This is a genomic window from Streptomyces sp. URMC 124 (assembly GCF_051386455.1).
Taxonomy (GTDB): domain Bacteria; phylum Actinomycetota; class Actinomycetes; order Streptomycetales; family Streptomycetaceae; genus Streptomyces.
Map to the genome: position 1 here is coordinate 1 of NZ_JBPQTS010000486.1, position 267 is coordinate 267.

At 46.8% G+C, this 267-nt stretch carries 1 protein-coding gene; it reads left to right on the plus strand.

Annotated elements, in window-relative coordinates; all coding sequences use genetic code 11:
- Positions 1-44: 44 nt before the first annotated feature.
- Positions 45-267, plus strand: a 223-nt coding sequence (locus tag ACSNOG_RS33420; protein ID WP_436756424.1) for a flagellar biosynthesis anti-sigma factor FlgM, incomplete at its 3' end; no start/stop codon positions are given.

The following is a 267-nucleotide window of genomic DNA, read 5'->3' on the forward strand; positions in this document are numbered from 1 at the left end:
TAGTAAAGCTTATCGGTTTTTTATTTTAAGTGAGGTGATTGAACGTGAAGATTAACGAATCGGGACGCGTGAACGGCGTCAATTCGTATCAACGGAATATAGAATCTCGGGAGTTGCAGCATATCGATAAGAACAAACGCAAGAAGGACGAAGTATCGATTTCACCGGAGGCGATGGAACTGAGCGCACAAAGCAAGGTACAGGATCCGGAGCGCGCAGAGAAAATCCAGCGCTTGAAGGAAGCCGTCTCTAACGGCACCTATGAAG